Here is a 26733-nt window from a genome sequence, read left to right on the forward strand (position 1 = left end):
TGACGATTCATCCTAATCTCATCGCGCTTTAGTCCAGCTCGCGCACCCGTCGCACATAGAGCCGCCGCAGCGGCTCGAGCTGCGTTGCCTCCGTCGCCAGACGATAGGCCTCGCGCGCTTCGTCCTTCCGTCCCAGCCGTCGCAGCAGGTCCGCGCGCACGGCGGGCAACAGCTCGTAGCCGTCGAGCCCGCCGCGCGCGGCGATCGCATCGACCAGATCGAGCGCACGTGCCGGGCCGTCGACCATCGACACCGCGGCGGCGTGATTGAGCTCGATCACCGGCGATGGGTTGATGCGCAGCAGCACCTCGTAGAGCCCGGCGATCTGCGGCCAGTCCGTCTGCTCGTAGCTCGGCGCGCGGGCATGCAGCGCGGCGATCGCGGCCTGCACGGCGTAGGCTTGCGGCCGGCCGGGCACACGCAGCGCATCGTCCACCAGCCGGAGGCTCTCCTCGATCTGCTTGCGGTCCCAGAGCCTGCGGTCCTGCTCCTCCAGCAGCACGATGTCACCGGCCGACGTCTCGCGCCCGGCGCGGCGCGCATCGTGCAGCAGCATCAGGGCCAGCAGGCCCTTGATACCGGTGCGATCGGGCATCAGCCGGTCGAGCAGGCGGGCGAGCCTGATGGCCTCGACCGCGAGATCCGGCCGCATCAAATCCGCGCCCGATGTCGCGACATAGCCTTCGGTGAAGACAAGATAGATCACGGCGAGCACGCCATCGAGCCGCGGCGCCAGCGCATCGCGCTCCGGCACCTCATAGGGGATACCGGCGAGCCTGATCTTCTGCTTGGCGCGAACGAGCCGCTGCGCCATCGCGTCCTCGCCGACGAGAAAAGCGCGCGCGACCTGCGCGGTCGAGAGCCCGCAGACGGTGCGCAGCGTCAGCGCGACCTGGACCTCGGGCGCGAACGCAGGGTGGCAGCAGGTGAAGATCAGCCGCAGCATGTCGTCGTCGAGCATCGCCGGCGGCTCGTCGGCAGCTTGCGCGTTCAGCTCGAGCTCGTGCACGAGCTGCCGCTGCTTGCCGCGGAAGGCAGCCTGGCGGCGGATGCGGTCGATCACCTTGTTGCGCGCGACGTTGACCAGCCAGGCGCGCGGATTGTCCGGGATCTCGCATGCCGACCAGCGCTCCAGCGCGACGGCAAAGGCGTCCTGCAACGCCTCCTCGGCGAGATCGAAATCGCCGACGAGGCGGATCAGCGTGGCCAGCGCCCGCCCCGCCTCGTCGCGGAAGATTCTGTCAATCTCGCCCGGAGTCATGCGTCGATGCGCAAGGGCGCGGTCACTTGTCGTAGACCCAGATCGGGCGCACCTCGATCGAGCCGATGCGCGCGCTCGGAATGCGTGCCGCGATCTCGATCGCCGCGTTCAGGTCCTTGGCCTCGATCAAATAGTAACCGCCGAGCTGCTCGCGCGTTTCGGCAAACGGGCCGTCGGTCGTCAGCATCTTGCCGTCGCGCACGCGGACCGTCGTCGCCGTGGTGGTCGGCTGCAGCCGGTCGCCGGCCTTGAAATTGCCGCTCTGGACGATGCCTTGGGTAAAGGCCTGGTACTCGGCCATCATCTTCTGGGCCGTGGCAGCGTCGTTCTTCGCGTATTCGACCTCGTTCTGGTAGATCATCAGCAGATATTGCATGGCTCAACTCCTGTTGTTCGGGGGGATCACCGACATCCAGTCGAACGGGACACGCTCCAAACGACATCTTCAGGATAAATTATTTCGGCCACCGCGTGCACGGCGATCCCGGCTTGACGGAACCGTCACAAATGCTCCATGCGTAGGGCGTCAGTCGGCCGGACGGCCGCTCCGGCAGGTGCCGAAAGGCCGCCGGGGAGGAAAGTCCGGGCTCCCTTGACATGCGGTGCCGGATAACGTCCGGCGGGGGTGACCCCAGGGAAAGTGCCACAGAGAACGAACCGCCCGCCTTCGCCCTTTGGGCTTCGGCGCGGCAAGCCCTCGGGCCTGCCGTGCCGTAGCAGCGCAAGCTGCGCAGGCAGGTAAGGGTGAAAAGGTGCGGTAAGAGCGCACCGCGGATCCGGCAACGGAGCCGGCATGGTAAACCCCACCGGGAGCAAAACCGAATAGGGACGGCGTAGCGGGCTGTTCGCGAAAGCGATAACGCCGCGGGGCGATGTCAGGCCCGCCGTCCGGGTAGGTTGCTCGAGGCCATGTGCAAACATGGTCCCAGAGGAATGGCCGTCACGTACCGTTCGCGCAAGCGGGCGGTGCCCTACAGAACCCGGCTTACAGGCCGGCTGATATTCTAAAGCGCTTTCGAGCGAAGTGGAGTTCCGGTTCGCGTGAAGAAAGCGCGTCTTAACTAGGAAGCAACGAGGGGTTCGATGCTAACGCATCGGGCCCCTCACCATTTTCACAGATGTCATTCCGGGGCTCGCGACTTCGTCGCGCCCCGGAATGACGACTGTGAGTTAGGCGACTATCTTCTCCAACACACCCATCAACGCCTCCGGCGCCGTGACATTCGGCGCGTGGCTGGCATCGAGCTCGAAATAGCGCCAGCCCTCCTCGCTCTTCGCGCGCTTCGCGAATTGCCCGAACACATCGCCCGGCGGAATCCGCTTGCAGTAGATGTAACTGCGCGGCATCGCCGGCTCGCCGTGCTCCAACTGCAGCTTCGTCTCGCAGCATTTGATCGGCATGTCGACGCGGCGCGCGTCCAGCCAGTCGAGATCGGCCTGCGGCGTGTCCGGCGGCGGCGGGTTCGGCGGGATGCGGTAGCCGTCTCCCGCGGCCGCCGCCTTGCGCATCGGCTCGCGCCCGCCTTCGTTGAGATCGAACAGCGATTGCCCGTCACGCGGCACGAAGGCATCGAGATAGATTAGCTGCGTCACGCGTTCGCGGGCGCGATCGGCCACGCCGGTGGCGACCATGCCGCCATAGCTGTGGCCGAGCAGCACGATGTCATTGAGATCCTCGAACTTGATGACGTTCAGGATATCCTGGATATGCGTGTCGAGATCGATTCCAGGACTGGCGAGATGTTCACGCTCACCGAGCCCGGTATAGGTCGGCGCCACCAGGCGGTGACCGGCCTGTGCCATCAGCGGATGCATCTTCTTCCAGGACCATCCGCCGGACCATGCGCCATGACAGAGCAGAAAAATCTTCGAGCGTCCGGCCATCTGTATTTTCCATCGTAAGTGTCGGTACGGTGGAGTGTAGTGGTCGGTCGCGCAAAATAAACTTCACGACCACTTCAGGCCGCGCGCGAGTCCTTCACAAGTACCGGAGCGAGCTCGGTGGCCTCGCGCCGCAGCTTGCCCGCCTCGAAGCCGTGCATGCCGAGCTGCCATTGCAGGCCGACGATGGCGCCCTTGGTCGGTTGCAGCAGTGCAAGCGAGGCAAACAGCGTCACCGGCAACCACACCGCCAGCTGCAGCCAGACCGCCGGCGCATAGGCGGTCTCGACCGCGAGGATCGCCGGCACCACGAGGTGGCCGACCACGACCATCACCAGATAGGCCGGGAAATCATCGGCGCGCTGATGGAAGAGCTCCTCACCACAATGGTCGCAGCTGTCCGCGACTTTCAGGAAGCGCCCGAACATATGTCCTTCGCCGCAGTTCGGGCACTTGCCCAGGAAGCCGCGCCACATCGCCTTTGAGAGAGAGACTGAACCGGTCGCCATGACCACACCTCTTCCTTTTTGCTGATCCATACAATAATATCTTGCATCCATACATTCAAAGGATATGGGCCTAAATTGCATGGATTGGACCCCTACAATCTCGGAGCTGTCAGGGCCGCGCTATCAGCGCATCGTCGATGCCATGGAGGCCGATATCGCCGCGGGCCGGCTGGTGCGCGGCCAGCAATTGCCGACGCAGCGCGCGCTGGCGAAGGCGCTCGGCATCGACCTCACCACGGTGACGCGCGCCTACACCGAGGCGCGCCGCCGCGGCATCATGGAAGCCCGCGTCGGCCAGGGATCGTTCGTGTCGGAGACCAGCGCGCGCCGCGCGGTCGACCTGCCGCATCCCGTCGCGATCGACCTCTCGATGAACGTGCCGCCGCATCCGCTGGAGGCGCAGCTCGACGAGCGTATCATCGCCGGCATGGAAGCTCTCCGCGCCCAATCGGGCCTGACCGCGTTCCTGAACTACCAGCCGCCCGGCGGCAGCGCGCATGAGCGCGAGGTCGCGGCGCGCTGGATGCGCGCACGCGTGCCGCACGCCCATGCCGACCGGCTCGTGATCTTTCCCGGCGCGCAGACGATCCTGTTCAACCTGCTCGCGCACCTGGCGCGGCCCGGCGACGTCGTGCTGACGGAGGCCCTCACCTTCCCCGGCATCAAGGCCGCCGCAGCGCAGCTCGGCGTCAAGCTCGTGAGCGTCGCCATGGATGACGGCGGCATTCTGCCCGATGCGCTGGCGAAGGCGTGCCGCGCGCACAGGCCGAAAGCCGTCTATCTCATTCCGACGCTGCACAATCCGACCACGGCGACGCTCTCTCCCGAGCGCCGCGACGCTATCGCGAAGATCATCGGCGATGCCGAAACGATCCTGATCGAGGACGACGCCTACGGCCTGCTCGATCGCGCCGCCTCGCCGATCGCCAACCTCATTCCGGAACGGACCTATCTGGCGACCACGCTGTCCAAATGCATCGCGCCGGCACTGCGCGTCGCCTATCTCGTCACGCCCGACAGCACCGCGCAGCAGCAGATGCGTACCTATTTGCAGGCGACGGTGCAGATGCCGGCGCCGCTGATGGTCGCGCTGGTGACGCACTGGATCGAGAGCGGCATTGCCGATCGCATCGTCGCCGCCATTCGCAACGAGGCGGTCGGGCGCCAGCAGCTCGCACAGCGCGCACTGAAGGGATTTCAGTTCCTGGCCAAACCCGCCGCCCATCATCTGTGGCTGCGGTTGCCTGAGGGCCGGCCCGACGTCGCGGGTTATCTGTTGCGCAATGGCCTTGCGGTCGTCGCCGGCGATGCCTTCACCGTGGACGGAACGCCGCCACATGCGGCGCGCCTCTCACTCGGGGCAGCGCGCAACAGGGCGGAGTTGACCGAAGCGCTGCGCATCCTGGTCGGCGCGCTGCACAGGCCCGCCGACACCAGACAAATCGTCTAGATCACTGGTGATGACGGCGATGATGCGGTCGAACGACCGGTGCAACGCCTGACGGATAAGCCGCATAGGCTTCGCTCGGCACCGCCGTCTCGCCGCGAGCCGCTCTGCCTGCCGGCGTGAGCTGGCCGCCATTGAGCACGTCACGGTCGGGATGGGCAGCCTGATAGGCCGCGGGCTCGGAAAACTGCGCCTGCGCCATTGTCGGCATCAGGGCCGCCATCGACAGCAGCGCGGCCGCGGCAGCAATGTTCAAGCGGGTCATGGTGCTTCTCCGTCATCTCGTTCAGGGACAGGCGGAGCGCATGACGGCGTCGGGCAGCCCCCTTATTGCAGTACGGCCAACATCTAGGCACGTCTTCCGCGAACGCCCGCCCTGGGTCGGTCCCCGGGGATCACGCTTGCGTGCGGTTTTGAAATTGACCTCCACGGCCGAAGCCGTGCTATGCGGGCAGTGGCGATCAACAGTTCGGGATCGCCCATTGCGGCAAGGATAATCGGTTGGAAACGTCCACTTACGCGCTGCTGCTGTTCGGCGCACTGGCCGGCGGCTTCGTCTCGGGGCTGGCCGGATTCGGCACCGCGCTGATGGCGCTCGGCATCTGGCTCTACGTGCTGCCGCCCTCGCTCGCGGTGCCGCTGGTGCTGATCTGCTCGGTGATCGCACAGAGCTCGACGCTGCCGTCGATGTGGAAGACGTTCGATCTCTCGCTGGTCTGGCCGTTCCTGATCGGCGGGCTGATCGGCGTTCCGCTGGGAACCATGCTGGTCGCCTCGGCCGATCCGAAAGTGTTCAAGCTGAGCATCGGCGTGCTGCTGCTGGTGTTCTCGACCGCGCTCTATCTGAACAAGAAGCCGCTCGCCATCGCCTTCGGCGGCCGGATCGCCGACGGCGCGATCGGTTTTGCCGGCGGCATTTTGGGCGGCCTTGCCGGGTTGTCCGGGCCGCTGCCGATCCTGTGGGCCAATATCCGCGGCTGGAACAAGCACGAGCGACGCGGCATCTTCCAGCTCTTCAATTTCACGGTGCTCGCGACCGCGCTGGTGTTGCAGACGGCGTCGGGCCTCGTCGCGTTCAAGGTGGTCTGGCTCGCGCTGGTCGCGTTTCCCGGCACACTGATCGGCGCATGGGCCGGCGCGCGCGTCTATCACGCGCTGAGCGACAAGCATTTTGGCGATGTCGTGCTCGGCCTGTTGTTCCTGTCGGGCGCCACTCTGGTCTGGAACAGCATCGGCGCGTTCTAGCCCTTCGCCCTCTTCACGGCGAGCGCCATGCCGCCGGCAACGCCGACGCCGAGCACGTACACTCCTTTGACCGTCCCCACGGCGCGACAAATTAGCCGGAGCCGTGGGGAGGTCACAAGCCATCTCTACGCAGGCGCACGAGCCGGAGGCGCGACCGGCTCACTGCTCGCCGGCTCGGCCGCCTTCTGCTCCGGCGACGCCAGGCGTTTCCTGAACTCGCGGCGCAGCAGCCACAGGCTCAAGGCCGCCTGCAGCGTGGTCGCCGCGATCGAGAGGTACCAGACATACTCCATGCGGAAGCCCGGTCGCGTCGAGAGCCAGATCGCCGGCAGCGAGTAGGTGAACACGCGCGTCGCCGAGCTCAGCAGCACCGGCTTGGTGTTGCCGAGACCCTGGAACATGCTTGAGCAGGTGAAGATCAGGCCCTGCGCCACCATGTTGAACGAGATGATCCGCAGGAACAGATAGGCGATCGTCATTGTCTCCTGGTCGTTGGAGAATCCGGCGAGCAGGAATTCCGGCTTCAACTGCGCAAGGAGCAGGAAGCCGGCCATCACGACGGTGGTGATCAGCGCCGACTTGACGAAGGTCTCGCGCACGCGCGCGCTATTGCCGGCGCCGAAATTCTGGCCGGCGATCGGCCCGGCCGCGAGCGCCACCGCAAGCGCCGGCATGTGGATCAGGCCGAGCATCCGCTGCCCGATGCCGAATCCCGCCTGCGCCGCCGCGCCGAAATCGCTCAGCACGTAATAGACCACCCCCATGAAGATGAACATCATCACGAACTCGCCGCCGGCCGGCAGGCCGACATTGAGAATGCGCATCAGATGGCGCGGCTGCGGACGCCACTGCGCCGGATCGAAGGCGACATAGCGCTCGACTTTGCGGAAATACGCCAGCAGCATCAGGGTGCCGATCGTCACCCCGATCGAGGTCGCGAGCCCCGCCCCGGCGACACCGAGCGCATAGCCGGTGCCCCAGCCCGAGATCAGCACCGGCGCCAGCGCGATGTTGATGACGACCGCAAGGACCCGCATCAGCATGGCGGGGCGCACGATGCCGGTCGCGCGCAGCGCGGATGCCGTCACCTGCATGACGAATTCCAGCGCGAGCGCCGGCGTGAGCCACAATAGATAGATGGTTCCCGCCTCGATCGTGGCCTCGTCCGCGGCGACCGAACGCATATAGAGGCGCGACAGCGCCGCTGCCGCGACCAGGGTCAACAGGCCGAACAGCACCGACAGCGCAACCGACTGGTTGAAGATCAGATTGGCGTCCGCCCGATCCTTGCGTCCGACGGCATGCGCGATCAGCGCCACCGCGCCGACGCCGAGCACCTGCAACAGCGCGTTGACGAGAAAGCCGGCATTGCCGGCCGCGGCGACACCCGCGACGGCGGCATCGCCTAGTCCCGACACGAAGTACAGATCGACCAGTTGGCAGACCATGATCGAGATCATGCCGGCCATGATGGGCGGTGTCATCGCCAGGATGTGTCTCACGATGGAGCCGTGCGTCAGGTCTTTCATCTCATTCCATCCTCAGGCGACGTGACGGCGGGACGTTCGTCCCGCCGCCGCGCGCCTCATTCCGCTGCAGCGATCTGTCCGAGCTCCACCACCTGGCGCTCGAACAGGCCGCGATAGATGCCGCCGGGCTTGCCCGCGAGCATGGCATGGGTGCCTTGCTCGACGATCTCGCCGCGGTCGAACACCAGGATCCGATCGAGACTGCGCACCGTGGACAGCCGGTGCGCGATCACGATCGAGGTGCGCCCCTTCATCAGGCGTTCCATCGCCTGCTGGATCAGCGCCTCCGATTCCGAATCGAGGCTGGAAGTCGCCTCGTCCAGGATCAGCACCGGCGCGTCGGCCAGGAAGGCGCGCGCCAGCGCCACGCGCTGCCGCTCGCCGCCCGACAGTTTCACGCCGCGCTCGCCGACGAGCGTGCCGTAGCCCTTCGGCAGGCGCAGGATGAAGTCGTGCGCATTCGCCAGCCGCGCCGCCTGCTCGATCGCCTCGAGGCTGGCACCGGGCCGGCCATAGGCGATGTTCTCGGCGAGCGTGCGGTGAAACAGGATCGGGTCCTGCTGCACGATCGCGATCTGGCTGCGCAGCGATTGCTGCGTCGCCTTCGCGATGTCCTGCCCGTCGATCAGCACGCGTCCATCGGTGACGTCGTAGAGCCGCTGCACCAGCTTGACGAAAGTCGTCTTGCCGGAGCCGGAGCGGCCGACCAGGCCGACACGTTCGCCGGCGCGGATCGTCAGCGACAGCCCGTCATACAGCGGCGCGCGATGGCCGCCATAATGGAACGTGACGTCGTCGAACACGATCTCGCCGCCCTCGATCGCGATCGGCCGTGCACCGGCCGAGTCGGCAATGCCGATCGGCTCGTCATGGATCGCCACCAGTTCCTCCATGTCGTTGACCGAGCGCTGGAGGTTGTTGATGTGCATGCCGACGTCGCGCAAATACGCGTGGATGACGTAGTAGCTCGTCAGCACGTAAGTGACGTCTCCGGGCGTGGCATGCCCGTACATCCACAGCAGCACCGAGCCGCCGATCACGGATCCCCGCAAGCACAGCAGCAGCGAAAGCTGGGCCATGGCGGTGTAGTTGTAGCGAAACCACGTCCGCCGCACCCGCACGCGCCAGCGCTTGATGACGCGGGTCAGCCGCGCCTCCTCGCGCATCTCGGCGCCGAAGGATTTCACCACGGCATTGCAGGTCAGCGAATCCGCCAGCGTCCCGCCGACCTTGGTGTCCCAGGCATTGGAGACACGCGCAGCCGGCGCGATGTAGCGCGTCGAGAACAGCACCGTCATCGCGACATAGACCAGCGCGCCGAGCGCGATCACCGCGCCGAGTGAAGTCCAGTGCACGCCGAGCAGGATCATCGACCCGATCAGCACCACCAGCGACGGCAACAGCGCCAGCAGGATGGTGTCATTGAGCAAGTCCAGCGCCCACATACCGCGCGTGATCTTGCGCACGGTCGAGCCCGCGAACGAGTTGGCGTGCCAGTCGGTCGAAAAGCGCTGCACGCGCATGAAGGCATCCTGCGCGACCTCCGACATGATCTTCAGCGTGAACGGCACGATCGCCTGCAGCCCTGCAAGCCGCAGCACCATCGAGGCCGCGCCCAGCGCTACGATCGCGCCGAAGGCGACCAGCGCCGCATGGCGCGCCTCGGGATCGGACGGCCCGCGCGTCAGCGCGTCGATCAGGTGTCCGGAGAAGACCGGCATGAACAGGTCGGCGGCGGTCGCACCGAGCAGGCCAACGACGATCGCGAGTGTTCGCCCCGGCTGCTTCAGCCAGTGCCGGAACACGAAGGGCAGAACCACGCGTATCGCCGCGGGCTTCTTTGAAAGAGCGGTCATGACCTCATCCGGCCGCTTCTCGGGCGGGCCGGCTCCATCGATGGACGCACACCGGCAGCGAAGGCCGAGACGGCGTCACTTAGGACTGATTTTGACTTGGGAAGTGGAGCGATCGGGACTTGGTGCCCAATCGAAGCTGGCGGAAAGGACCTCTTACGAGGTCGAGGACATACCGAGCCAGAAGGTCATCGAGCGCGGAAATGCGATCTGCGAATGCGACGAAATCATGCAAATCTCTCCCCGGTTCGAATGAATGAGGTGCGCTTTATAGATGTGCCGTTTGCGCTTTGCAACGGGGCTCCTGTGAGATCACGAGCGAGTGTTGCAATTTGGTGCGGGGGCGGCTGTCACGCTCCGCCGCCGCCTGAGCCTCTGCGGTCATGCCCCGCGAAGGCGGGGCATCCAGTACGCCGCGGCGGATGTGGTGAGCGCGAACTCCCCAACGCCGGCCTCTGGAATACTGGGTCGCCCGGTCAAGCCGGGCGACGACACCGAGCGTATAGCGCGCCCAATGTGCGTAGCCGCCTCAATGCGCGTCGCCGCCGCCGGCGAGTGCGGCCGGCTTGTTCAGCAGCGTGACCAGCAGGCTGAGGCCGAGATAGAACACCGTCAGCACGAAGAAGGCATCGCCGAAGCTCATCACCACCGCCTGGCGGTGCACGATCTGGCTGAGCTGCTTCATCGCCATCAGCGTGGAATCGCCGAGCCCCTGGAACTTCTGCATGAGCATGGTCAGGGTTTCGGTCGCGGTCGCATTGCCCCAGGTCACGCGCTCCTGCAGGCGCGTGATGTGCAGGTCGGTGCGGTCGTTGAGCACGGTGTTGATGACGGCGAGGCCCACGGCGCCGCCGAGATTGCGCATCAAATTGAACAGGCCGCTCGCGTTCTTCACCCTGTCGGGCGCCAGCGTGCCGAGCGCAATGTTGTTGGTCGGCACCATCGCGAACATCATGCCGATGCCGCGCAGGATCTGCGGTATGAGCAGCTCGTAGAAATCGTAGTCGCGCGTGATCCAGGTCATCTGGTAGGAGCCGATCGCGAACACGATCAGGCCGAACGCGATCATGTAGCGCATGTCGATCTTCACCATGAGCCGGCCGACCAGCGGCGCGACCAGGAACATGGTGATGCCCGAGACGAACATGGTCTCGCCGATCATCAGCGCGCTGTAGCCGCGCACCTCGGCGAGATAACGCGGATAGATGTAGGTCAGGCCGTAGAGGCCGATGCCGATGCAGAACTGCAGGACGCAGCCGACCGCGAAATTGCGATTGGAGAAGGTGCGTAAGTTGACGATCGGCTCGGCCGCGGTGAAGACGCGCCAGAAGAAGGCGATCGCGGAGACCGCGCAGATCCAGGCGCAGATCGCCACCGAGGTGTCCTGCATCCATTCATGCTGCGGGCCTTCCTCCAGCACATATTCCAGCGTGCCGAGGAAGCCGGCCATGAACAACAGGCCCCACCAGTCGAAGCGATCGAGCAGCTCGAAATGCGGCTCGTCGAAATCGACCAGCGCCAGCACGCCGAGGGTGATGCCGATGCCGGGCACGACGTTGATGAAGAACAGCCAGTTCCATGACATCAAATCGGTGATGTAGCCGCCGACCGTCGGGCCGATCGTAGGCGCCAAGGTCGCAACAAGCCCGATGATCGGGCCGACGATGTGAAATTTCGAGCGCGGAAACACGGTGTAGGCCGAGGCGAACACCGTCGGGATCATGCCGGCGCCGAGGAAGCCCTGCAGCGCGCGCCAGACGATCATCTCCTCGATGCTCGTGGCAAAGCCGCAGAGCAGGCTCGAGGCGGTGAAGCCCGCCGCCGAGATCGCGAACAAGAGCCGCGTGCCGAAGGCGCGCGACAGGAATCCCGACAGCGGGATCGCGATCACCTCGGCGATCAGATAGGCGGTCTGGACCCAGGCGACTTCGCTCGAGCTTGCCGACAATCCGGCCTGGATCTCACTGAGGGACGCCGAGACGATCTGGATGTCCAGGATCGACATGAACATCCCGAACACCATGATGATGAAGGCGAACAGCCGCTTCGGCGCGATGCGCTCCGAAGCGGGGGCTGCCATCATGGCAGGTGAAGCGGTGGTGGCGTTGGCCATGGCCTGACCTCGCAGCGCTCAGCTTCAGTTACTGCGGGTGGATCGCGGTGGGATCGTCGAGATCGATCTCACTGTCGGCGTCGGCCGCGCCCTTGTTGGTGTCGACGGTCGCATAGACCGACATGCCGGCGCGGAGCAGGTTCTGCTTGGCCACCGATTTCGGCACGCGGATGCGGACCGGCACGCGCTGCACGATCTTGGTGAAGTTGCCGGTGGCATTGTCGGGCGGCAGCAGCGTGAACACCGAGCCTGCGCCCGCTGCGATGCTGTCGACGACGCCGGAGAACTTGCGCATGCCATAGGCATCGACCTTGATCGTCACGGGCTGGCCGGGACGGATGCGCTTGAGTTGCGTTTCCTTGAAGTTGGCGTCGATATAGACGTCGTCGAGCGGCACGACATTGCCGAGACGCTGGCCGACCGAGATGAAGTCGCCGGCGTTGACCAGACGGTTCGAGAACGTGCCGTCGACCGGCGCGCGCACCGCCGTGAAGGCGAGGTCGCGCTCGGCCTTGGCGAGCGAGGTCTTGAGCTCAGCGAGCTGCGCCTGCGCTTCGGCCTGCTGCGCCTTGGTGACGTCGACATTGCTGACGGCGACGTCGAAGGCGGCCTGCGCGGCCTTGACCGCGGCGGCGCCCTGGTCGCGTCCGGCTTCCGAGCTTTCGAACGTGGCGCGCGAGGCAAAGCCCTTGCTGCTCAGCGCCTGCTGGCGCTCATAGTCGAGATCGGCACGCTTGAGGCCGGCTTCGGCCGAGACGAGCTGCGCCTTGGCCTGCGCCACCTGGCTCTCGAGCGCGGCGACCTGGCGGCCGATGCGATCGATCGTGGCCTGCTGGGTCTTGATCCTGGTCGCGGCGGCGTCGACCGCGATCTTGTAGTCGCCGTCGTCGATGCGGAAGATGATGTCGCCGGCCTTCACCGTCGTGTTGTCGCCGGCAAGGATCGAGGAGATGTGGCCGGCAACGCGCGCGCCCAGCATGGTATTGTTGGCGCGGACATAGGCGTCGTCGGTCGAGACGTAGAAGCGGCCGACCAGCGTGTAGTAGCCGGCATAGCTCGCGGCCGCGAGCGCCAGCACGAGGCCGACGCCCATCAGCACGAATTTGCGTTTGCCGGATTTCGGCGCGCCGGCGGCGGGCGCGTCCGGCGCGGCTGCGGCCGGCTTGTCGGTCACGGGCTTCTCCGGCGCCTCATTGGTGCGGCGCTTGGTTTCCTCGGCGACATGGGAGCGCAACTGCTCGGCCAGGGCTGCCGGCGCCTCGGCCGCAGCGTCGGCATTCGCCGGATTCGTCTCCACCGCTTCCTGGCGAAGGACGCGCGCAGCCTGGTCTCTCGATACGGCCATAACGGCCTCCCCAAAAAAAGCGCGACCAGGGGCGGCCGTCCAGCGGCAGGTCCCTCTCGCTCATCCCAAATATCATTGACCGAACGGTTCGGTCAATATAGATAATATTCCCGCGTAGACCCTAGGGACCCGAATCCTTTATTCGGGTTTCCCAGTCCGGGCCCCGACCCAAAAACCTTCCGAGACCCTGAACCAATGGTTGTAGCCGGCCGCGAACAGCTGCACGTCCTCCAGGAGGAGGACAGCTCCAAGCGCCGCCAGATTCTGGCCGGTGCCCGCAAGGTGTTCATGGATCTCGGTTTTGACGGCGCCAGCATGGGTGAGATCGCGCGCGCGGCGCAGGTCTCCAAGGGCACGCTCTACGTCTACTTCGCCGACAAGTGCGCGCTGTTCGAAGCCATTCTCGAGGAGGAAGCGCTCTTTCACGGCCAGGTCGTGTTCAATTTCGATCCGGCCCGCGACGCCGAGACCACGCTGAAGGATTTTGGCCAGGCCTACATCCACCTGCTCTGCCGTCCCGGCGGCGGATCGGCGATCCGCACCGTGATGGCGATCGCCGAGCGCATGCCGGATGTCGGCCGCCGTTATTATCTGCGCGTGCTGGACAAGACCATCAACCGGCTCTCCGAATACCTCAAGATTCACGTCGCTTCCGGCGATCTCGCGATCGACGATTGCGACCTTGCGGCCTCGCAATTCATGGAACTGTGCAAGGCCTCGCTCTTCCTGCCCTTCGTCTTCCAGGCCGCGCCGCCGCCGTCGGAACAGCGCATGACTGAAGTCGTCGACAGCGCGACGCGGATGTTTCTGGCATCGTATCGGGCGAAGTAAGACGTAACGGCAAGCACGCCGCGCGTTGCGCGGGCGGGAGCCGCAGCCCTATATTGCGGCCATGTCCCGTGATCTTCGCCCGCCTGTCGATATCCTCCATTACGAGATCGTCCAGGAACAGGCCTCAGCGCTTGGACGGATGGGCCGCACGCTCGAGCAGGCGCTGACGCGCTTGCGCGAGTTCGACGCCGCGCACGCGCTGCCGGAGGTGCCGGCCGCGATGCAGCCGGCAAGGCGCAAGCTGGTGGTGGAAGCAGGTCAAGCGCTCTGGATGTTCGTCGTGCAGCGCGAGTCATCCGGCCTGCGCGACAGCCGCCACATCATGCGGACCTACAACGTCCCAAGCGAGGTGCAGCGCTGCATGGGATTGGCGCCGGCACCATTGAAGCCGACCTCGAAGTGACTTTCCGGCAGCGCTGGAGCTACGCCTCGATCTCTTCCAACCGTCGCCAGCCGTGCAGGATCTGGCGCGTCTCGCGCGCGAACGCGAAGACGTGGCCACCGCCTGCGGGCTGATCATAGGCGCGATCGATCGGACGGCCGGCGACGTGGCAGAACAGCAGCGTGCCGACGGCGCCGTGGCCAACGAAGAGAACGTCGCCCGCGCGGTTGCGGGACAGCACCGCCTCCGCCTCGCACACGATCCGCGCCTGCGCATCGATGGCGCGCTCCCAACCACGGACGCTGATATCAGGCTGCGCGAAGAACTGATCGGCGACCGCTTCGAACTCGGTCGGCTTCAGGAAGCCGGTCGCGGAGCGGTCGTTCTCGTGCATCGCCTCGCGTATGTCGATCGTGATGCCGAGCTCTGCGGCGATGATCTCGGCGGTCTCGACCGCCTTGCGCTCGCCGCTGGAGATGATCTGCGTGGTGTTCGCCAGCCAGCTTGCGTCCGCCACGGCCTCGGTGCGCGCGCGACCGACCGGGCTGAGGCCCCATTGCGGCACCGGCACGTCGGGATCGATTTGCACTTGCGGATGGGTGAGATAGCGGACGATGGACATTCGGTTGACGCAGTCGTAGCCCGGACGAGCGAAGCGATACCCCGGGGAATCCACTCACAGAAATCCCGGATATCGCTTCGCTCATCCGGGCTACAAGGGAAATCGCGTTCCCTAGTCGTCGGCGTAGTCGTCCTCTTCCTGCTTGCGCGACGTGCTCTTGCGGGCACCGAGCGAACCGGTGACGGACGGATCGCGCGCACTCGCGTAAGGCCTGCGCGACTGCGCCCGCGCGGCGACCTCGTCGCCGGAGACGGCGGCGGGCTGGCAGATCAGCCGGCGGCTGGCGCGGCGCATCAGGTCCACATGGATGTGGTCGTAGTGATAGACATTGGAGCCCGGCGCGAGCACCGTGGTGAAATGCGCGCAGGCACCCGACTGCACGTCGCGCAGAAAGCCCTGCTCTTCCGGCATGCCGCGCCAGCCATCCTTCACGGTGACGCGGCGGCCGTCGGCGAGCACGAAGGCCGCAATGTCGAGCGCATTGCCGAAGGCGTGCTCGGAGATGTGGGAGTGCGGGTTGCCGTTCATGCCGCGGCAGGAATAGGCGGAGATCTGCTTGATCTCGACGACGCGGGCGCCGAACCAGCGCATCGCCGACGGCTGCACGGTATCGGCGAGCCAGCGGTCGAGCTCGGACACGATCGGACAGGCCAGCGTCGCCGTCGGCTTCACCGCAACCGGGCCGACCGCGGTGACGGGATTGCCCTGTGCGGGGCCAAGCCGCGGCGGCGGCTGCTGTGTAGGTGCCTGCGAATAAGGTGCGGGCTGCCGCGCAGGATAGCTCGGCGCATTCATGTAGCGCGCCGCGCCCGCGGCATCGGTGCCCTCGGGCGGCAGGTCGATCTCGTCCTCCTGCGGCGCCACGCCGGGTGCATTCAACGACATCGGTCCGGGCTGTGCGCCGTAGCCGGAAGGCTGACGCACCGCGCTCTCGGGATAGTTCGACCGCTGCGGATAGGACGAGGCCGGATAATTCTGGCTCTGCGGATAATTCGATCGCGGCTGCGTCACCGGCCAGCGCGGCTGACCGCCGATGCTGCCGGGCGGGCGCAGCTCCTCGTCGGCAAAGCCGTAGCTGCCGGAGGCCTCGCCGATGGCTGCGACCTTCAACGGATACTCGGCGCCGCACATGCCGGGGCCGGAAATCGGATCGATGCGAACGAGATCCGGACCCTCCTTCACTGCGCCCGATTTCAGGCATGCGGCTTCGGCCTCGGCCCGCCACGGTTCACGTTCGGCCTGGAACAAGCCGCGTCCGCAACCCGCGAGCGAAACAAGGACGATGGAGCCGACGAGATACAAGCGAACTCCGCGCGTCATGCACGCACGTTCGATGATTTTACTTAAAGACTCTTCAACACGTTGATTTCAATGTTCTTTAACCATACCGGCGCGGGCACACAGAAACGCGGCGAATGCCGAGCGGCAGCACGGCTTACTTTTTCGCGCCGAGACTCTCTGTTAACCATAACGCCAGCGCGCAAAGCGGCGCGCATGGAGCAAGCTCATGACCCTCGCCGGGAAGCTGAGCGTTGTCACCGCTTATCTGGCCTTGGCCTTTGTCGGCGCCATCGTGCTCGGCATGATCTAGGACTCACATTGCATCACCCGCTTGCCCCGGCGCCAGATCATTTCGCCGCCGGGCGCCCTGCTGCGCTCGAAAATTCGAGCAGGACGATCCCGTCACGCCGCCGATCTTGCAAGGGGAGAGGGTAAAAAACCCTACGACCGCGCGCCCCACTGACGCAAGGTCGTGATCACCTTCTCGCGCGGCGTCTCAATCCGCGTCCAGTCGTTGCCGGAGCACCAGAAGCGGCCGATCGCGCAGGCTTCGACATGGAGCTTGCCGGAGTTCGTCAACGTCATCGTGCCATAATAGGTGCTGCCGCTGGAGCGGCTGTAGATGCTGCCGCTCCAGACGTCGTGCGCCTTCGGCTTCATGTTGACGAGCACGCTCTCGCCCCTGCTCGACGCGTCGGTCAATACATAGCCGCAGAGCGCCGGGCCGCAGCGTTCGATCCGGACCGTGCCCTTGGCACCGGAACTCTCCCATTCGCCGAGCGGCAGATAGGCCGGCTCGTCGTCACTGCGCTGTGCGATCGGTGTCGTTTGCTTGATCTCGGGACTCGGCACGACGATCGGCGCAACAACCTTCGGCGCTTCGACGCGCTGAAGATCAACCCGCGGCGGATTGGGGCTCGGGGTTTCAAATCCCGGAGCTTCTGATTTTGGCGCTGGAGGCGGCACAACCGGCTGCGACGCCGTCGCGGCAAGGACGGGCGCTGGCGGCGGGGGTGCCGCGACCACAGCCGGCTGCGGCGGACGAACCGGGGCCACCGGATTGACCGGCTGCGGCGCCTGCATGACCGGCGCGGGCGCAGGCGGCGGTGTTGGGACGCTGCGGGCCTCCTCTGTCGGCCGGAGGCTGCGACTGGAGACCGAAACACAGGAGGTCGATCGGCAATTCCTGGGCGCTTCGACATGGAACCGGTGCCCGCCGATCGAGAAGGAGTAGGAGCCGGCCTGGGCCGCGGGCGCAGCCACCGTCAATGCGATCAATGCACCAAGCGAAGTCGCGAGCCGTTTCATCGGGTTCCCCTCCGTGTCGCGATGACCTTACGTAGGAAGGACTGCGGCTGAATGTGCGCTGCCTCACCCAGCGTCGCCAGGCGGTTGTGACGACCATCACAGAACGCCCCGCCAGCCCGGCGTAGGGTCCAACCACGCTTCATCCACCAGCGACTTCAATCCATACCGGGACCACGCATCCCTCGGAGGTTGTCATGAACAAGCTCACCATCGCCGCCACCGCGCTCTTCCTGGCTTCGACCGCCGCTGCCCATGCCGGCAATACGATCTCGTTCCAGATCGAAGGCCAGCACATCCGCATCGAGACGCCGCGCAACTGCGCCTCGCTCAACTGCGTGACCATCGTGGCGCCGGGCCTGTCCGACAAGCCGATCAAGCTGAACAACATCAACCTCAAGGGCCTCGGCGGCTCCAAGGATGATGACGTCGACACCGCGCCGGCTCCGGCGCCGGCCGCTCAACCCGCGCCGGCTCCGGTGCAGCCGCAGCCCGCGCAGCAGGCTCCGGTGCAGGCGACCGCGCCGGCCGCGCCCGTCGCTGCACCCGCCGCCCCGGTCGTTGCCGCCGCGCCGTCCGTCGACACGACGCCGCAGCCCGCTCCGGTCGCAACTACCCCGGCTCCCGCTTATGTCCCCGCGCCTGCTCCGGCTCCGGTCGCCGCCGCGCCCGTGGCAGCGCCGACCTCGCCGATCGGCATCTGGGCGACCGAAGAGAACAAGGGCAATGTCCGCGTCGAACAGTGCGGCGCCAATCTGTGCGGCTATGCCGAGAAGACCAACGAGCGCATCCTGATCAACATGAAGCCTGACGGTGCGAAGTGGAGCGGCCGCATCCATGACCCCGACTCCGGCCGCAACTACGACTCGACGATCGCGATGAAGGGCCCGAATGCGATGCGCGTGCAGGGCTGCGCCTTCGGCGGCATGTTCTGCGGCGGCCAGACCTGGAAGCGCGTGAGCTGACAGCGAACGCATCGCGGCTGACAAGCCTTCTTGTTCTTATGATGGCGCCACGTCCCTGACACCGGGACGTGGCGCTTGAACGTTCGCTCCTCCCCTGCGACATATGTTCATCCGCCATTCAGCCTGATGCGGCTGATATCGGCGGACCTCGCCTCGCGTTCTCACCGGGACCTCATTCGTGGCTTTGATGGTGGCTTGGCGCCGCTTTGTGCTTGCTGTCCCGCTGCTGGCCTTGCCGCTGGCCGGCGCGAACACCGCATCCGCATCCGATGCTATTGAGCTTGCGCAAGCACAGGCGCAGCCGAGCCCCGCGCCCTCCCCGACGCCATCGGCCTCGCCGACGCCGTCGGCAACACCTGCTCCGACGGCGGACGCGCAAACCACCGCCGTCGAGCCGATCGGCAACGTCGCGACGGTGACGGGGATCGCGACCGTGATCCGCGACAAGAACTCCTATCCGCTGCGCGTGCGCGACGACATCTATCTCAACGACGTCGTGCAGACCTCGTCGAACTCCTCGCTCGGCATCACCTTCAACGACGCCACCACGTTCAATCTCTCCGCCAGCGCCAGGATCACCATCGACAATTACGTCTATGAGGACGGCGGCAAGCAGAATTCGGCGATCTTCGATATCGGCAAGGGCACCGTCGCCTTCGTTGCCGCGGCGGTGGCGAAGACCGGCGACATGAAGATCGCAACGCCGACCGCGACGCTCGGCATTCGCGGCACCACCGGCGTCGTCGACGTGCCCGAGGGCGCGGCGGCAACCGGCACCAACAACGTCAACATCAAGCTCTATCCCGACGCCGATGGCCGCGTCGGCCACATCGAGGTCAACGACCGCACCAGCGGCACGCGGCTCGGCGCGCTGACGCAAGGATCAAGCGGCTTTGCGATCCGGCCCGGCCCGGCCGGCGGCGGCATGCGCTTTGCCGCGGTGCCGATCACGATTCCCGCGCAGCAGATCGCGCGCGACCGCGGCTTCGTCAGCCAGGTGCATCTGGCGCAGACCACCGGCCGGCAGATCGTCACCGAGCAGCGCGACTTCCGCCGCGCCAATCCGGCCGCGATCAGCCGCATTCCGCGCCCGGCGCAGCCGCCGCAGCAACAGCAATTGCGGCCGAACGTGGCGCCGGGCCAGCAACCGCAACGTCCCAACGGCCAGCCCGGCCAGAACAACCGTCCGGGTCAGCAGCAGCCGGGTACGCCGGAGCGCCAAGGGACGCAACAAGGTACACAGCCGCCGCAGCGACAGGGACAACAAGGCGGCGCCGTGCAGCCGGGCAACCCGCGCGCGGGCCAGGGGCAGCAAGGTCAGCAGCAACCCGGCCAAGGCGCCGGACGTCCCGGTGCACCGCGCGCAGGACAAGGGACTCAACAACCCAACGGCACGCCGCGAACCCAGCCGCAACGCGGCGGGCAGACTCAGCCCGGCGGCGCCATGCCGCCACAGCCAAGCGGAACGCCGCAGCCGCAACCGCCGCGCACCGGCATGCAGCCCGGCCTGCCGCCTGCAGCCCAACAGCCGGGCCTGCAACGCCCCGGCGGCTTCCAGCAGCGTGCTCCCGCCACACAGCGCCCTGCCGCTCCGCGCAAGCCCGCGCCGGCTCCGAAGGAGAAGAAAGAGCGGCGGTGACAGCTTCGTCATTGCGAGCGCAGCGAAGCAATCCAGAGTCCCGCCGCGGAAAGATTCTGGATTGCTTCGCTGCGCTCGCAATGACGGCTTGGAGCGAGTTGGCTTTACGCGAGCCAACTAACTTGCGGATGCAGTTTCATTCGTAAGCCGAACGCTGCACGGCACGATACAACCTCACGCCTCGCCGCGCAGCCAGGCCTTCACCTTCTGCAACAGGCCGTGCTGCAATTCTTCGACCGAAGCCGCCTCGGCCGGCGTCAGAGTCTGCAAGGCAGCATCGATATCGTCGGCCGCCAATGGCGAGTTCGGCTCGGGAACGGGTGCCGGCTCGGCAACAACCGCAAGCGCCGGCCCCGCCGCGGCGAGCGCGATCGGGCCGACCTGCGTGAGAAACGCGCGCTCATATTCGCGCGACAGGCGGACGAGCGCGTCGTCCAGCGTCAGCCAGTCCACCGCCTTGATGTCGTTCATCAGCTTGCGGACGGGACCGCCGTCGGCCTCCATGCGCCAGAAATGCACGACCTTGGAGCGCCCACCGGACTGATAGACCAGGGTGCCCAGAAATTCGTGCAAGGCGACGTCGTGGCCGGTCTCTTCCAGCACCTCGCGATGCGCGGCTTCCTTCGGCGTCTCGCCGTCGTCGAGCTTGCCCTTGGGCAGAACCCATTCGTTGCGCTTGCGCTGGCGCACGATCGCGATCAGCGGCACAGCTCCGCGCCGCAGCACAATCCCACCCGCTGCCATGACCGGCGCCCGCGCCATCATCAGATCCGTAATCGTAGGCTCGTTCCCGCCGACCATATAGGCGGCGGGAACGGCAGATTGAAGGCTACTTTCTTCTGAGCAGCGCTTGACCGGCGCGGATGCGCGTACCCTCGGCGATGCCGTCGCAGAAGGTAAAATCGCCGGGCGCCAGGATGATGATGGTCGAGCCGTGCTCGAACCAGCCGAGCTCCTCGCCCTTGCTCACGTTGACATCGCAGGGGAAATTGACCGGACCGCGCGTCTGCGCGTTCAACACCATGTCGAGGAAATGCAACCGGATGCTGGCAACCAGGATGGCTGCAACCGGCACTAGCGTTACGGCCTCGCCAGTCGACAGATGCGTGCGGATCACCGCGCGCTCGTTCTTGCAGAAGAGACGCTCGACCCGCTTCAAGGCGATCGGGTTGACGTTCCAGACGTCACCATGGATCAGCGTGACCCGCTCGATATGCGCGTCATAGGGCGCGTGGAAACGATGGTACATGCTCGAGGTCAGCCGCAGCGTGACGAAGCTTCCGTTGCGATGCTGGTCGACCAGCGCGGAATCGCCAAGCAGGTCGAGCAGCGAGTAAGGCGCGCCCTTGACCTGGAACAGCTCGGTGTCGGCGATCCGGCCATGGGCGCCGACGATGCCGTCGGAAGGACTCGCAACGACCGCCGGATCGGGATCGAACGGCCGCAGGCCCGGCTTGAGCTCCCGGGTGAAACAGTCGTGCAGGCTCTTGAAGTGGGTCTTGCGCGCCTCCGACAAATCGAGGTCGGAGAACAGCTTCCACAGCGCGATCGAGAAGTCCCGCACCAGCGGGTTCTCGATCTTGGAGAACCAGCCCATGAACCGGGTCAGGGCCGCGCGGGGGATGCGGTTGGTCAACAGGAAGTTGAGGTCTTCCTGCTGGGTGAAAGAGGCGATGAGGGCTTTGACTGTCATGAATCTGTCAGCTCACAGTATTAGCGCTTGTTGTCATGGAAACGACACTCCCGATTCTCTCGATGTCCGTGGCCGCCGCAGCGTCTGCTGCCGCCGTCTTCCCGAAGATCAAGGCGCGGGTCGAACTCTCCCGCGCCAAGCACCGGTCGCTCGCCGGGCACTCCAAGATGTCGCGGCGGGTGGCAAAACTGCTCCCGTTCTACGAGTTCGAGGGCGACAAGTATTTCGGCTGCGACGGCGCGCCCGACAACGTGGTGAAGCAGCGCAAGGACGCCTTCTTCCGCCTCGCAGCTCTCTACGCCGATCGCTACCCCAAGGGCCGCGCGATGACGAAGGAAGCGGCCGAAACGATCTCCGATCTCAACTTCACCGAAAGCTACCGCGTGCCGTTCCAGTTCGCGCGCCTCGTCCGCGAACATCTGGGCACCTCGACCTTCATGGAGTCCTCCAGCGGCGTCACCGTCACTGACGTCGACGGCAACACCTCCTACGACCTCACGGGCTCCTACGGCGTCAACATCTTCGGCAACGACTTCTACAAGGAGTGCATCGAGGGCTCCGAGAAGCGGGCGCATGCGCTGGGTCCCGTGCTCGGCCCCTACCACCCCGTCATCCTCGAGAACGTGCAGCGGCTCCGCCAGATCTCCGGCCTCGACGAAGTCTCGTTCCACATGTCCGGCACCGAAGCCGTGATGCAGGCGGTGCGGCTGGCGCGCTACCACACCAAGCGCACGCACCTCGTCCGCTTCGCCGGCGCCTATCACGGCTGGTGGGGCGACGTGCAGCCCGGCGTCGGCAACCCGATCGCCGCGCACGAGACCTACACGCTCTCCGAAATGTCCGAGAAGACGCTGCACGTGCTGCGCACGCGCAAGGACATCGCCTGCGTGCTGGTCAATCCGCTGCAGGGCCTGCATCCGAACGTCAACGCGCCCGGCGATTCCTCGCTGGTCGATTCCTCGCGCGGCGGCAATTTCGATCGCGCGGCGTACACCGAATGGCTGAAGAAGCTGCGCGAGGTCTGCACCGAGCGTGGTATCGTGCTGATCTTCGACGAGGTGTTCGTCGGCTTCCGTCTCGCGGCCGGCGGCGCCCAGGAGTATTTCGGCGTCAAGGCCGACATGGTGACCTACGGCAAGAGCCTTGCCGGCGGCCTGCCGGTCGGCGTTGTCTGCGGCAAGAAGGAGTTGATGCGCCGCTTCCGCGACGATCGTCCCGCCGACATCTGCTTCGCCCGCGGCACCTTCAACTCGCATCCCTACGTCATGACGGCGATGGACGAGTTTTTGAGCCGGCTCGCAAGCCCGAACTTCCGCGCCATCTATGACGGCCTGGAGGCGACCTGGAACGGGCGCGTCCAGAAGCTCAACCAGATGATGACCGACGCCAGGCTGCCGGTGCAGTTCGCCAACTTCTCGTCGATCTGGACGGTGAAATACACCACCCCGTCCCGCTACAACTGGATGCTGCAGTACTATTTGCGCGCCGAGGGCCTGTCCCTGAGCTGGGTCGGCACCGGCCGGCTGATCTTCAGCCTCAACTACACCGACGCCGATTTCAGCGAAGTCGCCGACCGCTTCGTCCGTGCCGCCGAGAAGATGAAGGCCGACGGCTTCTGGTGGCACGACGGCGTGCTCACCAACAAGAATATCAAGCGGCAGATCTTGAAAGAGATGCTGGCCAAGCGCTTTGGGCGCTGAGGCTGGGCCTTTCCACATAGCCACTGTCATTCCGGGGCGGCTCGAAGAGCCGAACCCGGAATCTCGAGATTCCGGGTCTGGTCCTTCGGACCATCCCGGAATGACGGCGTCTGTGGCAGCGCTCGATCCTACTCCCCCGCACGCGGAGAGAGGCGAAGGAGCAGCCCCCAAGACGTGGATGCCCGGCACGAGGCCGGGCATGACGTAACCATCAGACATCGGAGTGTGTGGTGTGCGCAAGCGCGCTCAGGCGTGCTGCTCTTCGAGCGTGGGCTCGGAGATGAGGCCCAGCGTGTGCTCGGGGTTGAGGTGCAGGCCGGGGTCCATCAGCTCGCCGCGCATCAGAGCGAGCGGAGCGCTGCGATAGAGCATCAGGTCGTGGAAGGGATCGGTCAGGATCTTGGTCATCCAGACGAGGCCGGTCTCGACGTCGCGGATGAAGAACAGGTGCACGGTGCGGAACAGGAGACCGCCGCCGCCGATCACCAGCCAGATCTTGGCAACCTGCCGCATGAAGTCGGTCGCGCTCGCCCAGGGCGTGAACAGGCCGAACAGGGTGGGATCGACGAACAGCACCAGCGGGGACGCGGCCCAGATTGCCATCAGCACCACCTTGCGCTGAAGGTTGTAGCCGACCTTGATCTCTTCCTTGTGCTCGTGCGTCGCCTGGTTGATGTGGTCGTAATCGTGCGGCTCGAAGAAGAAGTGACCGGCCTGGCGCGAGGTCATCGAGACCAGCCAGCCAACCAGCGCCGAGATCATGGGATCGACGAACAGCCAGACATAGGCGAAGAGGAAGCTCAGCGCGCTGACGAAGTGCAGGCTCTGATTGATGCGGCTGTGGTGATAGTAGCGATGGTCGTCCCAGCGCTGGATCCGCAGCTGCTCGAGATAATTCTTGATCATGCTCTCCCCCAAAATGCTTTCGGGTTCAGGATTTACAGGGATTCGATGTACGCCATGTGACATCATCATTTTGTCATGTGACGATGTGCAGCGGCGCGATGACGCACGTCTTACTCTGTCGCCTCATCCTGAGGAGCGCGGAACGCGCGTCTCGAAGGATGAAGGCCGAGCTGCAGCAGCGCGGGCCTTCATGCTTCACCGAGCGATGCGAAGCATCGTCCGAGAGACGGCGCTGACGCGCCTCCTCACCATGAGGAGCAGCGGTCAGGCTGCCTTGGCGACGTCGACCTTGCGGAAGCGCACCAGAGAGAAATGACCGAGCGGCGGGATCAGGCGGCGCTCGGCGAGCTCGATGCCATGCGCGCCGGCCAGCCACTTCGTATAGCGCGACCAGGCGAACTCGGCGGTGCGGAAGCCGAGCGGACGCACCACCGGCTGGAGCTTCTGCTCGATGAAGCGGCGCATGCCGGTGTCGGCGCTGACGCGGGTGAGGATGATCAGCTCGCCGCCGGGGCGCAGCACGCGGGCGAATTCGTCGAGCGCCTTCTCCGGGTTCGGCACGGCGGTGACGACATACTGCGCCATCACGACGTCGAAGGAGTTGTCAGGGAATTCGAGCTTCTCGGCATCCATCACCGCCAGGCCCTCGACATTCTTGAGATTGCCCTCGGTGACGCGCTGGCGCGCCTTGTCGAGCATCGCTTCCGAAATGTCGGTGCCGAAGATGCGCAGATGCGGCGCGTAGAGCGGCAGCGAGATGCCGGTGCCGACGCCGACCTCCAGCACGCGACCGCCGATCTTGTTGGTGGCCGCGATCGCGGCCGCGCGGCCCTTGGCGAACACACCGCCGAACACGAGATCGTAAACGGGCGCCCAGCGATCGTACGCCTGCTCGACCGTGCCGCGGGTGAGGTCGATCTGCTGGGTGCCGTCAAGGTTCATGATCTTAGCCATCGATGAGGTTCTCGCTGTGGTTCGAACGTTGCTGATCAACCGCGCACCGGCCGCCGCGCCATGACCGGCGAGGCACGCAGGATGCGGCTGGGCTGAAGTGAGGTGAGGTTTCCGACGAACTGGCGCGCGCTGTTTTCCCAGGAACGTTCCAGCGCGAAGTTGCGGCAGGTCTCGCGCGACATGGTGAGTGCGCGCAGGCACGCGGTACGCAGATCATGGTCGATCGCGCCGATCGGATGATCGGCGATGACGTCCTTCGGGCCCGTCACCGGAAACGCCGCAACCGGCGTGCCGCAGGCGAGCGCCTCGAGCTGCACCACGCCGAACGTGTCGGTGAGGCTCGGAAACACGAAGACGTCGGCGGCAGCGAGATGCGCGGTGAGATCCGCGCCCTTCTTCTCGCCGAGGAAGACGGCGTCGGGATACTTCTTTTCGAGCGCCGCCCTCTGCGGACCGTCGCCGACCACGACCTTGGTGCCGGGCAGGTCGAGCGAGAGGAATGCTTCGAGATTCTTCTCCACGGCGACGCGGCCCATGGTCATGAAGATCGGGCCCGGCAGGTCGAGCTTGGCGGGACTGTCGGGATGGAACAGCTCGGTGTTGACGCCGCGCGTCCAGAAGCCGAGCCGCTTGAAGCCGCGCTCGGACAGCTCCTGCCGCAGCGACGCCGTCGCCACCATGGTCATCGCGGCAGCATCGTGGAAGTGGCGCAGCACGGCGTAGCCGACGGCATCGGGGATGCCGGTCCGCACCGAGACATATTCCGGAAAGCGCGTCGTATAGGAGGTGGTGAAGGCAAGGCCGTTGCGGCGGCAATAGGCGCGCGCGGCCCAGCCGATCGGTCCTTCGGTCGCGATGTGCAGCGCTTCCGGCGCGGCCTTCTCGATCCGCCGCGCGATCTCCTTGCGGCTCGGCAGCGCGATGCGCAGGCCCGGATAGGTCGGCAGCGGCCAGGACCGAAATCCTTCCGGCGTCAGGAAGTCGATCTCGACGTCGAGGGCCTTGGCCGCGTTCGCCAGCGAGGTCAGCGTCCGCACCACACCGTTAACCTGCGGATGCCAGGCGTCAGTCGCGATCAATACCCGCATGGGGAATCCCAAGAGTTGATGATTCTCGGGTTAGGACCATCAACGAAGGATATTTCAGGCGTGTGACGTCACAGAAGTGTCGGCCCACTGTTTTGTTCGTTAACGGACCCCTGCGGCCACGAAACTGTCATGAAACAATCCTTGCCGCGATGAAACCGTTTTCGGTTTTCCGCGCAAACGTCCC

24 protein-coding genes and 1 other RNA gene are annotated in these 26733 nt (G+C 65.7%); 8 read left to right on the forward strand and 17 right to left on the reverse strand.

Annotated features, from left to right (window positions below):
- Positions 1-28 precede the first annotated feature (28 nt).
- The gene (locus tag VGR99_RS31245; protein WP_326903790.1) at positions 29-1261 is read right to left on the reverse strand and encodes an RNA polymerase sigma factor; all 1233 of its coding nucleotides are present in this window, start codon (positions 1259-1261) and stop codon (positions 29-31) included.
- A gap of 22 nt (positions 1262-1283) precedes the next feature.
- Complete coding sequence (locus tag VGR99_RS31250) at positions 1284-1637, reverse strand: YciI family protein (RefSeq protein WP_326903791.1); 354 nt, start codon at positions 1635-1637, stop codon at positions 1284-1286.
- A gap of 150 nt (positions 1638-1787) precedes the next feature.
- Here VGR99_RS31250 and rnpB point away from each other — a divergent pair.
- An RNA gene (gene rnpB / locus VGR99_RS31255) (RNase P RNA component class A) lies at positions 1788-2265 on the forward strand.
- A gap of 166 nt (positions 2266-2431) precedes the next feature.
- On the opposite strand, the gene VGR99_RS31260 is transcribed toward rnpB, so the two are convergent.
- Both VGR99_RS31260 and VGR99_RS31265 read right to left on the reverse strand, forming a co-directional pair.
- Positions 2432-3145, reverse strand: coding sequence for an alpha/beta hydrolase (locus VGR99_RS31260; RefSeq protein ID WP_326903792.1), 714 nt, complete (start codon positions 3143-3145; stop codon positions 2432-2434).
- Positions 3146-3219: 74 nt separating this feature from the next.
- Positions 3220-3681, reverse strand: a complete 462-nt coding sequence (locus tag VGR99_RS31265; protein WP_326903793.1) for a DUF983 domain-containing protein — start codon at positions 3679-3681, stop codon at positions 3220-3222.
- A gap of 49 nt (positions 3682-3730) precedes the next feature.
- Between VGR99_RS31265 and VGR99_RS31270 the strand changes: the two genes are divergently transcribed.
- Entirely contained in the window at positions 3731-5101 is a 1371-nt protein-coding gene (locus tag VGR99_RS31270) for a PLP-dependent aminotransferase family protein (protein WP_326903794.1), read from the forward strand.
- A gap of 1 nt (position 5102) precedes the next feature.
- On the opposite strand, the gene VGR99_RS31275 is transcribed toward VGR99_RS31270, so the two are convergent.
- A complete protein-coding gene (locus VGR99_RS31275; protein WP_326903795.1) occupies positions 5103-5363 on the reverse strand; it encodes a hypothetical protein in 261 nt (86 codons plus the stop codon).
- Between the two features lie 236 nt (positions 5364-5599).
- Between VGR99_RS31275 and VGR99_RS31280 the strand changes: the two genes are divergently transcribed.
- Complete coding sequence (locus VGR99_RS31280; RefSeq protein ID WP_326903796.1) at positions 5600-6343, forward strand: sulfite exporter TauE/SafE family protein; 744 nt, start codon at positions 5600-5602, stop codon at positions 6341-6343.
- Positions 6344-6468: 125 nt separating this feature from the next.
- Here the strand turns inward: VGR99_RS31280 and VGR99_RS31285 are convergent, their stop codons facing one another.
- The 4 genes from VGR99_RS31285 to VGR99_RS31300 all read right to left on the reverse strand — a co-directional run bounded on the left by VGR99_RS31285 (position 6469) and on the right by VGR99_RS31300 (position 13183).
- Complete coding sequence (locus VGR99_RS31285; protein WP_326903797.1) at positions 6469-7872, reverse strand: MATE family efflux transporter; 1404 nt, start codon at positions 7870-7872, stop codon at positions 6469-6471.
- A 56-nt stretch (positions 7873-7928) separates the two neighbouring features.
- The gene (locus VGR99_RS31290; RefSeq protein ID WP_326903798.1) at positions 7929-9728 is read right to left on the reverse strand and encodes an ABC transporter ATP-binding protein; all 1800 of its coding nucleotides are present in this window, start codon (positions 9726-9728) and stop codon (positions 7929-7931) included.
- Positions 9729-10254: 526 nt separating this feature from the next.
- Positions 10255-11838 (reverse strand): DHA2 family efflux MFS transporter permease subunit, encoded by a 1584-nt coding sequence (locus tag VGR99_RS31295; protein WP_326903799.1) that lies wholly within the window; start codon positions 11836-11838, stop codon positions 10255-10257.
- A 28-nt stretch (positions 11839-11866) separates the two neighbouring features.
- Positions 11867-13183 (reverse strand): HlyD family secretion protein, encoded by a 1317-nt coding sequence (locus VGR99_RS31300; RefSeq protein ID WP_326903800.1) that lies wholly within the window; start codon positions 13181-13183, stop codon positions 11867-11869.
- 195 nt (positions 13184-13378) lie between these two features.
- Between VGR99_RS31300 and VGR99_RS31305 the strand changes: the two genes are divergently transcribed.
- Complete coding sequence (locus tag VGR99_RS31305) at positions 13379-14014, forward strand: TetR/AcrR family transcriptional regulator (protein WP_326903801.1); 636 nt, start codon at positions 13379-13381, stop codon at positions 14012-14014.
- 61 nt (positions 14015-14075) lie between these two features.
- A complete protein-coding gene (locus VGR99_RS31310) occupies positions 14076-14417 on the forward strand; it encodes a DUF6665 family protein (RefSeq protein ID WP_326903802.1) in 342 nt (113 codons plus the stop codon).
- Between the two features lie 19 nt (positions 14418-14436).
- On the opposite strand, the gene VGR99_RS31315 is transcribed toward VGR99_RS31310, so the two are convergent.
- The 3 genes from VGR99_RS31315 to VGR99_RS31325 all read right to left on the reverse strand — a co-directional run bounded on the left by VGR99_RS31315 (position 14437) and on the right by VGR99_RS31325 (position 17607).
- Positions 14437-15018 (reverse strand): histidine phosphatase family protein, encoded by a 582-nt coding sequence (locus VGR99_RS31315; protein WP_326903803.1) that lies wholly within the window; start codon positions 15016-15018, stop codon positions 14437-14439.
- Positions 15019-15129: 111 nt separating this feature from the next.
- A complete protein-coding gene (locus VGR99_RS31320; protein WP_326903804.1) occupies positions 15130-16338 on the reverse strand; it encodes an extensin family protein in 1209 nt (402 codons plus the stop codon).
- Between the two features lie 402 nt (positions 16339-16740).
- A complete protein-coding gene (locus VGR99_RS31325) occupies positions 16741-17607 on the reverse strand; it encodes a DUF2147 domain-containing protein (RefSeq protein ID WP_326903805.1) in 867 nt (288 codons plus the stop codon).
- 194 nt (positions 17608-17801) lie between these two features.
- Between VGR99_RS31325 and VGR99_RS31330 the strand changes: the two genes are divergently transcribed.
- Positions 17802-18569 (forward strand): DUF2147 domain-containing protein, encoded by a 768-nt coding sequence (locus VGR99_RS31330; RefSeq protein WP_326903806.1) that lies wholly within the window; start codon positions 17802-17804, stop codon positions 18567-18569.
- Between the two features lie 187 nt (positions 18570-18756).
- Positions 18757-20208 carry a FecR domain-containing protein gene (locus tag VGR99_RS31335; protein WP_326904080.1) on the forward strand — a complete coding sequence of 484 codons (1452 nt, stop codon included), beginning with the start codon at positions 18757-18759 and terminating at the stop codon, positions 20206-20208.
- A gap of 174 nt (positions 20209-20382) precedes the next feature.
- On the opposite strand, the gene VGR99_RS31340 is transcribed toward VGR99_RS31335, so the two are convergent.
- On the reverse strand, positions 20383-20970 hold the full coding sequence (locus VGR99_RS31340) for an NUDIX hydrolase (RefSeq protein ID WP_326904081.1): 588 nt from the start codon (positions 20968-20970) through the stop codon (positions 20383-20385).
- 67 nt (positions 20971-21037) lie between these two features.
- Complete coding sequence (gene asd / locus VGR99_RS31345) at positions 21038-21901, reverse strand: archaetidylserine decarboxylase (protein ID WP_326903807.1); 864 nt, start codon at positions 21899-21901, stop codon at positions 21038-21040.
- A gap of 35 nt (positions 21902-21936) precedes the next feature.
- Here asd and VGR99_RS31350 point away from each other — a divergent pair, with 35 nt between their 5' ends.
- Positions 21937-23601, forward strand: a complete 1665-nt coding sequence (locus VGR99_RS31350; RefSeq protein ID WP_326903808.1) for an aminotransferase class III-fold pyridoxal phosphate-dependent enzyme — start codon at positions 21937-21939, stop codon at positions 23599-23601.
- Positions 23602-23847: 246 nt separating this feature from the next.
- Here VGR99_RS31350 and VGR99_RS31355 read toward each other — a convergent pair whose 3' ends face one another.
- The 3 genes from VGR99_RS31355 to VGR99_RS31365 form a co-directional block, all read right to left on the reverse strand.
- Positions 23848-24507, reverse strand: a complete 660-nt coding sequence (locus tag VGR99_RS31355) for a hypothetical protein (protein WP_326903809.1) — start codon at positions 24505-24507, stop codon at positions 23848-23850.
- Between the two features lie 264 nt (positions 24508-24771).
- Positions 24772-25461, reverse strand: a complete 690-nt coding sequence (locus tag VGR99_RS31360; protein ID WP_326903810.1) for a class I SAM-dependent methyltransferase — start codon at positions 25459-25461, stop codon at positions 24772-24774.
- Between the two features lie 35 nt (positions 25462-25496).
- Positions 25497-26549 carry a glycosyltransferase family 1 protein gene (locus VGR99_RS31365; protein ID WP_326903811.1) on the reverse strand — a complete coding sequence of 351 codons (1053 nt, stop codon included), beginning with the start codon at positions 26547-26549 and terminating at the stop codon, positions 25497-25499.
- Positions 26550-26733 lie beyond the last annotated feature (184 nt).

It is taken from the genome of Bradyrhizobium sp. (assembly GCF_035935975.1).
In the GTDB taxonomy this organism is placed as follows: domain Bacteria; phylum Pseudomonadota; class Alphaproteobacteria; order Rhizobiales; family Xanthobacteraceae; genus Bradyrhizobium.

What these genes read in the sequence shown, in the direction of transcription:
- VGR99_RS31270 (WP_326903794.1), top strand. Translation starts at nt 3,731, where the DNA reads ATGGATTGGACCCCTACAATCTCGGAGCTGTCAGGGCCGCGCTATCAG.
- VGR99_RS31295 (WP_326903799.1), bottom strand. Translation starts at nt 11,838, where the DNA reads ATGGCCAACGCCACCACCGCTTCACCTGCCATGATGGCAGCCCCCGCT.
- VGR99_RS31365 (WP_326903811.1), bottom strand. Translation starts at nt 26,549, where the DNA reads ATGCGGGTATTGATCGCGACTGACGCCTGGCATCCGCAGGTTAACGGT.
- VGR99_RS31360 (WP_326903810.1), bottom strand. Translation starts at nt 25,461, where the DNA reads ATGGCTAAGATCATGAACCTTGACGGCACCCAGCAGATCGACCTCACC.
- VGR99_RS31320 (WP_326903804.1), bottom strand. Translation starts at nt 16,338, where the DNA reads ATGACGCGCGGAGTTCGCTTGTATCTCGTCGGCTCCATCGTCCTTGTT.
- VGR99_RS31355 (WP_326903809.1), bottom strand. Translation starts at nt 24,507, where the DNA reads ATGATCAAGAATTATCTCGAGCAGCTGCGGATCCAGCGCTGGGACGAC.
- VGR99_RS31350 (WP_326903808.1), top strand. Translation starts at nt 21,937, where the DNA reads ATGGAAACGACACTCCCGATTCTCTCGATGTCCGTGGCCGCCGCAGCG.
- asd (WP_326903807.1), bottom strand. Translation starts at nt 21,901, where the DNA reads ATGACAGTCAAAGCCCTCATCGCCTCTTTCACCCAGCAGGAAGACCTC.
- VGR99_RS31335 (WP_326904080.1), top strand. Translation starts at nt 18,757, where the DNA reads ATGGTGGCTTGGCGCCGCTTTGTGCTTGCTGTCCCGCTGCTGGCCTTG.
- VGR99_RS31330 (WP_326903806.1), top strand. Translation starts at nt 17,802, where the DNA reads ATGAACAAGCTCACCATCGCCGCCACCGCGCTCTTCCTGGCTTCGACC.
- VGR99_RS31245 (WP_326903790.1), bottom strand. Translation starts at nt 1,261, where the DNA reads ATGACTCCGGGCGAGATTGACAGAATCTTCCGCGACGAGGCGGGGCGG.
- VGR99_RS31340 (WP_326904081.1), bottom strand. Translation starts at nt 20,970, where the DNA reads ATGGCGCGGGCGCCGGTCATGGCAGCGGGTGGGATTGTGCTGCGGCGC.
- VGR99_RS31305 (WP_326903801.1), top strand. Translation starts at nt 13,379, where the DNA reads ATGGTTGTAGCCGGCCGCGAACAGCTGCACGTCCTCCAGGAGGAGGAC.
- VGR99_RS31290 (WP_326903798.1), bottom strand. Translation starts at nt 9,728, where the DNA reads ATGACCGCTCTTTCAAAGAAGCCCGCGGCGATACGCGTGGTTCTGCCC.
- VGR99_RS31300 (WP_326903800.1), bottom strand. Translation starts at nt 13,183, where the DNA reads ATGGCCGTATCGAGAGACCAGGCTGCGCGCGTCCTTCGCCAGGAAGCG.
- VGR99_RS31250 (WP_326903791.1), bottom strand. Translation starts at nt 1,637, where the DNA reads ATGCAATATCTGCTGATGATCTACCAGAACGAGGTCGAATACGCGAAG.
- VGR99_RS31275 (WP_326903795.1), bottom strand. Translation starts at nt 5,363, where the DNA reads ATGACCCGCTTGAACATTGCTGCCGCGGCCGCGCTGCTGTCGATGGCG.
- VGR99_RS31325 (WP_326903805.1), bottom strand. Translation starts at nt 17,607, where the DNA reads ATGAAACGGCTCGCGACTTCGCTTGGTGCATTGATCGCATTGACGGTG.
- VGR99_RS31260 (WP_326903792.1), bottom strand. Translation starts at nt 3,145, where the DNA reads ATGGCCGGACGCTCGAAGATTTTTCTGCTCTGTCATGGCGCATGGTCC.
- VGR99_RS31315 (WP_326903803.1), bottom strand. Translation starts at nt 15,018, where the DNA reads ATGTCCATCGTCCGCTATCTCACCCATCCGCAAGTGCAAATCGATCCC.
- VGR99_RS31265 (WP_326903793.1), bottom strand. Translation starts at nt 3,681, where the DNA reads ATGGATCAGCAAAAAGGAAGAGGTGTGGTCATGGCGACCGGTTCAGTC.
- VGR99_RS31285 (WP_326903797.1), bottom strand. Translation starts at nt 7,872, where the DNA reads ATGAAAGACCTGACGCACGGCTCCATCGTGAGACACATCCTGGCGATG.
- VGR99_RS31310 (WP_326903802.1), top strand. Translation starts at nt 14,076, where the DNA reads ATGTCCCGTGATCTTCGCCCGCCTGTCGATATCCTCCATTACGAGATC.